Genomic DNA, 8,421 nt, shown 5'->3' on the forward strand with positions numbered 1-8,421 from the left:
ATGCGGGCGCAGCAGGCGTTCGGTCTTGATGGGGGGTTCCTCTCGCCGGATCATTTCGCACAACTCTTCAGCACACATGGCACCATCATGATCTTTTTCATGGCAATGCCTTTCCTCACCGGATTGATCAATTATGTGATGCCGCTGCAAATCGGCGCGCGCGATGTGTCATTTCCGGTGCTCAATTCGATCAGTCTTGGGTTGACGGCGGCAGGTGCTGCGTTGGTGATGATCTCGCTGGTGATCGGCAAATTTTCCACCGGTGGCTGGTTCGGCTATCCGCCGTTTACCGAGGCGACATTCAGCCCCGGCGAAGGGCCGGATTACTGGATCTGGGCACTGTCACTCGCTTCCTTGGGGTCCACCCTGAGCGGCATTAATTTCGCAGTGACGATTTACAAGAAACGCGCCCCCGGAATGACGTTTCTGCGCATGCCGCTGTTCACATGGACTGCACTTTGCACCGCCATCATCATGATTTTCGCCATGCCGCCCCTGACCGTGGCGACTGCGCAACTGGCGCTGGATCGTTACTTGGATTTCCACTTTTTTACCAATGACCGTGGCGGCAACATGATGAACTTCGCCAATCTGTTCTGGTTGTTCGGCCACCCCGAGGTCTATATTCTGATCCTGCCCGCCTTTGGCGTCTATTCTGAAGTTGTCTCAACCTTCTCCGGCAAGGTGCTCTTTGGCTACCGCTCGCTGGTGATGGCGACAATGGCAATTTCGATCCTGTCATTCACGGTCTGGCTGCACCACTTCTTCACCATGGGTCAAAGCGCGCATATCAACGCCGTTTTCGGCATCGCCTCCATGCTGATCGGCATTCCTACCGGCGTGAAGATTTATGACTGGATGTGGACGATGTTTCGCGGCCGTGTGCGGTATACCGCGCCGATGGTCTATTTGATCGGCTTCATTCTGCTGTTCGTTCTTGGTGGTATGACCGGAATCCTGCTGGCCAACCCGACGATTGATTATCAGGTGCATAACACCGTGTTTCTGGTCGCGCATTTCCACAATGTCGCGGTGCCGGGCGTGCTGTTCGGCATGATCGCGGGCTATCACTTCTGGTTTCCCAAAGCCTTCGGCTTTCGTTTGAATGAAAGATGGGGCGTAATCTCGGCGCTGTGCTGGATATTTGGCTTCATGCTGGCATTTTTCCCGCTTTATGCGCTCGGGATCATGGGTCTACCGCGCCGTTCCGTGGCCTATGCACAGCCCGCCTATGTGCCGCTCGAATGGGTGGCTTTTCTGGGCGCATTGCTGTTGCTTGCGGCCTTGACGGCGCTGGTGATGCAACTGTGGGTATCAATCAAGCAGCGGAATGCGAACCGCGTATTTGCAGGCGACCCATGGGATGGGCGCAGTCTGGAATGGGCGGTGTCAGCGCCCCCACCCGAGTATAATTTCGCGATGATCCCGGTGGTTCAGGGCCGCGACGACTTCACGCTGTCGAAAGAGGCTGGCAGCGCCTACCTGCCGCTTGATGGCTTTGAGGATATCGAATTGCCGAAAAACAGCGCCATCGGGCCGGTGATCGGCACCGTTGGATTCGTGCTTGCCTTTGGCCTTGTCTGGCACATCTGGTGGCTGGTGATTGTCGCATCCGTGGCGGCGATGGCAACCGTGATCCTGCGGGGGTTTGCGCGTGACACCACCCGCATCATTGCCGCGCAGACGGTGCGTCTGGAAAATGATCGCTGGCTTCATGCCGTGGCCGCCGCCCCGGCAATCTCGCGCGCAGAAGAATCCACTTCCGCGAATTGCGGGCTTGCGGTGCTTGAAACCGAACGAGGTGCCACATGAGCGTGCAACCCCTCGGACACCCCGGACAGAACCTTGGCCCTGAACAAGCCCAAAGTGACGAAGCGGCCGCAGAAACGCTGTTCGGTTTTTGGGTTTTCATGATGAGCGATGCCATCCTGTTCGGTCTGCTGTTTACTACTTATGCGACGATGATCCATTCCACTGCTGGTGGGCCGGGGCAGCGGGAATTGTTCGACATCAGCAGCGCCTTCATTGAGACCATGATTCTGCTGTTCAGCAGTTTCACCTTCGGAATGGCCTCGCTTGCGCTGAAATATGAACATGGAACAAGCCGTCTTTTACTGTGATTGGGCGTGACGTTGTTGCTTGGGATTGCGTTCCTCGGATTTGAACTGCGTGACCTGCTCACCATGTTCGACAGGGGCGGCACCCCCAGCCGCAGCGGGTTTCTTTCTGCCTTCTTCGCGCTGGTGCCACTGCACGGGTTGCACGTTGCGGCGGCCAGCCTGTGGCTCATTGCAATTGTCGGTCAGATTGCTGTCTACGGCGTGGATCAGGAGGTCAGGGTCGGATTGCTGCGCCTTGGCTTGCTTTGGCATTTCCTCGATATTGTCTGGATCGGGATATTTTCGGTCGTGTATCTGGCGGGGTTGGCATGATGCGCAAAACGCACCACCGAAGCACACAGGAAAGCCAAGAATTTCGTAGCTATGTCTGGGGGATTTCCCTGGCGATTGCCCTGACGCTGATCCCGTTTGCCCTGGTGAACTGGCATGTGGTTTCCAAAGACACGGTTCTGGTGACGATCGCCGTTCTCGCCATCATCCAGATCGCCGTGCACTTCCGCCTATTTCTGCACATTGATCTGTCAAAACAAAAGCGAGAGGATTTGCATCTGATCCTGTTCACGACGCTCGTACTAGCCCTGATGGCGGGTGGCACAATTTGGATCATGGCGAATCTGGCGATGCGGATGGCACCTATGGGCATGCCGTAGGCGCAAGCGCAGGCTGTTTCAGGTGATGAACCTATGTCCATCCGGCCCGATAACACCTTCGCCTTCGCGGCGCAAAATGGTCCGGGTCGCCAGCACGCAATCATCCGCAAGGCGTGGCGCCACCCCAGCCGCCGGTTGACGGTAGTGCAACAGTTCCAGATGTGGCGGTTGCACACCGCGGGAAAGGGCGACAACATCGACAACCGGTGCTGTCACACCATCGAGCGCGGCTTGTTCCGCACCCTTATTGAGCGATGCGGCGGTTTTCTCAAAACCTTCTTCTTCGAGAAACGATATGCTGGCTTGCAGATTGCCGACCACAATTGCCGTATGATCTATTCCCATGAAAAGCTGGATTTTGTTGCACCAGACTTCTGACATATTTCCCTTCGGAAATTGCAAGAGTTCCAGAGGATGCCCTTCCGGGTCACGAAATTTGAAGGCAATAGCCCCGCCGGAGGATCTGGGCAACTGCCGTGCGCCACCCGCTGAAATCGCCGTCCATCCCGTCCGCGTCGATAAGTGCTGCATGGCGCGGGGCATATCCGGCACCGCGATCGCAAAGTGCTGAAAATGCGGATCGTTTGACGCAATCAGTTGCGTGGAGGAAGGGGTGCTTCGCTCAAACCGGACAATCTCGACAAACTGATCCCCCAGCCGCAAACAGCAACCGGATACGGGCGTGCCGCAGAACGGATCATGTGCCACGAGGTTACCGGATCGAGAGAACCCCAAAGCAGTACAGTAAAACTCCGCTAGGGTTTCCGGCCGCGCGGCGACCAACCGGATGCGCAACGCTTCGGTCATCGGCTGACGCCCCGGCAATTGAGGTAAATCGCATAGAGCGAGGAGGAAGCAGTGATGAACAGCCGGTTGAGCTTTTGCGCGCCGAAGGTGACGGTGGAAACCCGTTCAGGCACCAGAACCTTGCCGAGTAGCGCGCCATCGGGCGCAATGCAATGCACACCGTCGGCGGCACTCGACCAAAGATTGCCATATTCATCGACCGTCATACCGTCACAATACCCCGGCGAGATCGTGTGAAAAACTGACCGGTTGGAAAGCTGCCTTCCGTCTGACGAAACATCGAAAACCCGGATATTCTGCTCCGGTTCCGGTTTCGTCTGATCGCCGGTTTCTGCGACGTAGAGCCGCCTTTCATCGGGTGAAAACATCAAGCCGTTGGGGCCGCCAAAATCATCGGACATCACTTGCAGCATATCGTCCGCCGGGTCCAAGCGGTAAAGTGCCACCCCCTGCTCGCTATGCCGCCGCCCCCCTTCATAATCCGACTGCAAGCCGTATAGCGGGTCGGAAAACCAGATCGTACCATCCGATTTCACCGCAATGTCATTTGGAGCGTTCAGCACCTTGCCATCGTGGCGCTGTGCCAGACTGACAACGCTGCCGTCATGTTCCATACGCAGTATCGCGCGCGCGCCATGTGAACACCAGATCAATCGCCCGGCCGGATCCCGCGCCTGTCCGTTGGCGTAACCGGACGGTTGCCGGAAGACCGAGGTTCCAACGCCGTCAATCCAACGCATCGTGCGGTCGTTGGGAAGGTCCTGGAACAGTAGGCAGTTCCAATCGCCCATCCAGACCGGCCCTTCGGTCCAGCGAAAACCGGTTGCCAGCGTTTCCAGAACAGCATTGCCAAGCAAAAGTTTGGCGAAGCGCGTGTCAATCACATCAACAAAAGGCGCAAGTGGCATATCCATCGCGTCACCTGAAACGACAAGGGGTGATCTTGTCGCGCTTGTGGTCAAACTGGACCAGCATCAACACCGCTGCCACGTCGCCAACCGTGCCGGAGCGATGACCCGTCCTGCCACCCCGCGTCGCGCAGCCCTGGTCCTCGCCGAAGGAAATCTCGCCTGGCCCAAATTCATTTCGCACGCCATCCATCGACTCCACGAACCATGCACCGCTGAGCGTTATGATCCATTGCGGTTTCGGATTTTCATGCCATGCGCCAATCCAGCCAACCGGCAACACAGTGACCATTACGGTCGCGCCGTCGTGGTGTTTGCGGCCCTGCCATTGCGGATCGGCGGCAGGCTGGATCGCTTCCATTTCAAACTCGGTCAGGTGGCAGGTCTGCTGATGACTGATGCCATCTTCATCCACATAGAGATGGCCATAGGCGACTTTCGGAGGGTGTTCCATGGTCAATCCCCTTTCAACGGAAGGGTGATTTTGTACGGATGGCTGGAAGCGAGCGGGTCGGAGAAAAAAGACCCGACCGTCGCCGCACTGGTTCCGAATGTGATCAGCAGAAAGCCGCCAGCAACCGCGAAATTTTTCATGAAATCCCAAAACACCTCGCGGCCCTTGCTTGGCCCGCGCAGCGCAAAATCATCTGTCGCCCAAAACCTTTTGTACAAAAGGGCCGCCGCCGCGCAATAGCCCGCTAAGGTAAGCGCCGCAAACCGGTCTGCTAGTCCAGTGAGAATGCCCAGGGAGCCGATGACTTCGATAGTAAACCCTGTTGCGATGAGAATGGTCGCCAATATCGGCCCAACGCCTGCCCCCTGCGCTTGCCGCACTGCCTCCCTGTGGTTGATCAGTTTGTCAACAGCGCTGAACGGCAAGAACAACGCGATCAGCGCCGCGCGGGTCAGAAACGCAACCAGGATTGAAAAAGCAACCACCATACCAAGCGCCATTTCCCTTGTCTGTCAGGATAACGCACGACGGACAAAAAGGTTTCTGGCAAATTCCGTTCTTTTCTCATCGCGAGGGACCGGTCCCTGTTACAGGTCTGCCCGCGACCGACGACAACAGCTTTGACACCTGCGCAGGGCAGATGTGATCACGTCACGGCGGCGTGGGGATTGCTGCGGGTGCGTAGTTGCTGCACCATTGCAGCACCCAAATGCGGATAGGCCGCTGCGAGGGAGATAGCATGACCGCAACCCCAGAAAATCCGTTGCGCCTGTTCCTGATCCGGCATGGCGAAACCGCGTGGTCCCTGTCCGGACAGCACACCGGCAGCACCGATATACCGCTGACGGCTCATGGCGAGACGGAGGCGGAGGCGTTGGCGCCGCTGCTTGGCCAGATTCAATTCGTCCATGTGCTGACCAGCCCGATGCAACGCGCCCGACGCACCTGTGAACTGGGCGGGCTGGGCGGCGATGCTATAGATGAGCCCGACCTGGCCGAATGGAACTATGGCGACTATGAAGGGGAACGGTCCTGCGACATTCACCGCACGCGGCCCGGTTGGAACGTGTTCCGGGATGGTTGCCCGAACGGCGAAACCCCGCAACAGGTTTCGGACCGAGCCGACCGGCTGATTGCGCGACTGCGCACGATTCAAGGGAATGTGGCGCTGTTCTCTCACGGTCACTTCGGTCCAGCACTCGCTACCCGCTGGGTCGAATTGCCTATTGTTGCCGGGCGGCATTTCCCGTTGAACACTGCGTCACTCAATATCCTCAGCTACAGCCCCGCCCACCCCGATGTTCCTGTAATTTCACTTTGGAATGCTACAGCGAAGCTGTTTCAGGCCAAAAGTGCCGATGCCTGAGTGAACAGAGGCCACTGCCTGGTTTGATATGGCACCTTTTTGAGTGATGATGATGAACCGGCTTTGTCACGGTAAAGGGCATTTGGTTGCTTGGACCTGTCCCGGTTTTGTTCCGGTCTTTCGACAGCCATACCCGGCATCAAGAAGACCGAATATGGCCGCGAAAGACAGAGACGGATTCAAGCGGGATGCGGTTCGCATCGCGACGATCAGCGGCCTGACCGCTGCTTTGTCAAGTATATCATCGCCCAAGAAAACGCTAAGATACAGCCTACCGACTCTGATGATACGCGTGAGAAGTCTCTGACATTGGCTATACAGAACTGATTTGAATCAAGCACTCGCAATAGATTGGATATGCCGCACCAGTGCCTCAACAATGGGATCAGGTTCATCTCGGTTCGGGACAAGAAGGCCATAGCGCCCGAAGAATTTTTCCAAATCAACACCAACTTCGGATATCAAACCCATATCCATATAGAACCGCGCAACGGAACGTGGCAAAACGGCCAAGAGATTGCTGCGACTGACGAGGTTTGCAGTCATTAGCATCGAGGATGTTTCGAGACGACTATTCGGGACTGGGAGACCCGCGCGCGCAAACGTCAATTCGATTGACGTTCGCATCGGACTTGGGCTTGATTGCAAAATCCATTCATAATCAAGCAGTTGCTCCAGCGTAAGGCGTTCAATTTCCATCAGCGGATGCCCGGACGCCGCGACAATCGACAACTCTTCAGCCCACAATGGCTCAAAACGGATGTTCCCCATATCGACATGCTCCACTGGACGCCCAAGTGCGAGATCGAGTTCTCCTTCCTTCAACGCCGCGACCAGATGATCTGATGTCGAGACCGTCAAATTGATAAGCGGCCCCGTCCCCGACTGGATCAATCTGTTCACGACTTCGGTCATGACACCGGGCACAGCTTCCATGATCGCGCCCATGCGCACGCTGCCTATCTCACATCTAGCCATCGCACCGATCTGCTTTTTCAGGCGGTCTACTTCGGACAGGATGGTGCGGGCATGACGGGCTACGGCGAGACCGAAGATGGATGGCTCCATGCCTTTGGAGCCGCGAATGAACAAATCAACGCCGAGTGTCCGCTCGACTTCTTGCAGCAACTTGGTGGCCCCTGGTTGCGAAAGATTAAGTTTTCGGGCAGACGCATGCAGGTTCTTTGTCTCTGACAAACTTGCCACCAGAGCCAACTGCTTGAGCCGCAGCCGCGACAAGATTGACATGTCAAATCTATCGCTCACAGAGTGGGCCCTTTGCAAAGCGGATCCCGCGCTGGGGTTCCCCAACGTATCCGATAGCCTGTCTAGCATTCGCATAGGTCTACAATCGAGTCTAATCTCGGACGGTCAAATCGGGCCGCACCGAAAGGATCACGAATTGCCCCATCTAAGGACCAGCGGATCCAGTCGGCGGAGGAGATCGAGAAGGCGCGCGCGGACATTGGGGGGCAGCGGTTCCATCGGATGGCGGCAGTATTCTGACCCGATCACTCCCCCCTCAACCATTGCGGCCTTGGTTGCCCGCCAATTGCACAGACGGTTCTCGTGGTTCACCGTCGGCAGGATACGTGCATAAGCAGCGACAGCTTCCTCCATCCGTCCGGCAAGGTGATGTGTGATCACAGGCTTGATTTGGTCGACAATCATGCCTGAAGTCATTGAGCCGCGCGCACCGGCGTCCAGATCCGCCAGTAGCGTGATCCCCTCCTCTCCGTCAAACGGCCCCTCTATTGCCGCACCACCCTCCGCTATCAGCAAGCGCAATTTGTTCGCGGTGAATGGGCATTCGATCTTGAACAGTTTTACCATTTCAATCTCTTGCGCCATCTTCACCAGCAACTGCACCGGCAAATCCACCCCGGACATCGGAGCATCCTGTGCCATGATTGGAATGCCCACATCACCAACCGCGCGGAACTGCTCAAACGTTTGGATCGGATTTCCTCTAAGCGTTGTTCCATGGTAAGGGGCCATCATCATTACGCATTCGGCGCCCAAAGCCTTCGCTAACCGCGCGCGCTCCACGGCGATTTGGGTCGCAAAATGACTTATCGTAACGATGACCGGGACGCGTCCTGCGACATGTTCCATA

At 56.8% G+C, this 8,421-nt stretch carries 11 protein-coding genes; 5 read left to right on the plus strand and 6 right to left on the minus strand.

Going from position 1 to position 8,421, the window contains the following annotated elements; genetic code table 11:
- The 4 genes from L0H65_RS09465 to cyoD form a co-directional block, all read left to right on the plus strand.
- On the plus strand, positions 1–1,812 hold a 1,812-nt coding region (locus L0H65_RS09465; protein WP_301458627.1), incomplete at its 5' end, for a cbb3-type cytochrome c oxidase subunit I.
- Complete coding sequence (locus L0H65_RS09470) at positions 1,809–2,120, plus strand: hypothetical protein (RefSeq protein WP_301458628.1); 312 nt, start codon at positions 1,809–1,811, stop codon at positions 2,118–2,120. The genes L0H65_RS09465 and L0H65_RS09470, both read left to right, overlap by 4 nt.
- A 6-nt stretch (positions 2,121–2,126) precedes the next feature.
- Complete coding sequence (locus L0H65_RS09475; protein ID WP_301458629.1) at positions 2,127–2,432, plus strand: cytochrome c oxidase subunit 3; 306 nt, start codon at positions 2,127–2,129, stop codon at positions 2,430–2,432.
- Positions 2,429–2,770, plus strand: a complete 342-nt coding sequence (gene cyoD / locus L0H65_RS09480) for a cytochrome o ubiquinol oxidase subunit IV (RefSeq protein WP_301458630.1) — start codon at positions 2,429–2,431, stop codon at positions 2,768–2,770. The genes L0H65_RS09475 and cyoD overlap by 4 nt, the downstream gene beginning before the upstream one ends.
- 18 nt (positions 2,771–2,788) lie before the next feature.
- Here the strand turns inward: cyoD and L0H65_RS09485 are convergent, their stop codons facing one another.
- The 4 genes from L0H65_RS09485 to L0H65_RS09500 are packed head-to-tail and all read right to left on the minus strand — an operon-like array spanning position 2,789 to position 5,439.
- Positions 2,789–3,577, minus strand: a complete 789-nt coding sequence (locus tag L0H65_RS09485) for a VOC family protein (protein ID WP_301458631.1) — start codon at positions 3,575–3,577, stop codon at positions 2,789–2,791.
- Positions 3,574–4,491: an SMP-30/gluconolactonase/LRE family protein gene (locus tag L0H65_RS09490; RefSeq protein ID WP_301458632.1), complete on the minus strand. Its 918-nt coding sequence runs from the start codon at positions 4,489–4,491 to the stop codon at positions 3,574–3,576. The genes L0H65_RS09485 and L0H65_RS09490 overlap by 4 nt, the downstream gene beginning before the upstream one ends.
- Before the next feature lie 4 nt (positions 4,492–4,495).
- A complete protein-coding gene (locus L0H65_RS09495; protein ID WP_301458633.1) occupies positions 4,496–4,939 on the minus strand; it encodes a cupin domain-containing protein in 444 nt (147 codons plus the stop codon).
- Between the two features lie 2 nt (positions 4,940–4,941).
- On the minus strand, positions 4,942–5,439 hold the full coding sequence (locus L0H65_RS09500; RefSeq protein ID WP_367651983.1) for a DoxX family membrane protein: 498 nt from the start codon (positions 5,437–5,439) through the stop codon (positions 4,942–4,944).
- Positions 5,440–5,678: 239 nt separating this feature from the next.
- Between L0H65_RS09500 and L0H65_RS09505 the strand changes: the two genes are divergently transcribed.
- Positions 5,679–6,305, plus strand: coding sequence for a histidine phosphatase family protein (locus tag L0H65_RS09505; RefSeq protein ID WP_301458634.1), 627 nt, complete (start codon positions 5,679–5,681; stop codon positions 6,303–6,305).
- Between the two features lie 333 nt (positions 6,306–6,638).
- On the opposite strand, the gene L0H65_RS09510 is transcribed toward L0H65_RS09505, so the two are convergent.
- Both L0H65_RS09510 and L0H65_RS09515 read right to left on the minus strand, forming a co-directional pair.
- On the minus strand, positions 6,639–7,571 hold the full coding sequence (locus L0H65_RS09510; RefSeq protein WP_301458635.1) for a LysR family transcriptional regulator: 933 nt from the start codon (positions 7,569–7,571) through the stop codon (positions 6,639–6,641).
- A 129-nt stretch (positions 7,572–7,700) separates the two neighbouring features.
- Positions 7,701–8,421: dihydrodipicolinate synthase family protein (locus tag L0H65_RS09515; protein WP_301458636.1), on the minus strand; the 721-nt coding region annotated here is incomplete at its 5' end.

The organism is Pseudorhodobacter sp. (genome assembly GCF_030452865.1).
Lineage (GTDB): Bacteria > Pseudomonadota > Alphaproteobacteria > Rhodobacterales > Rhodobacteraceae > Pseudorhodobacter.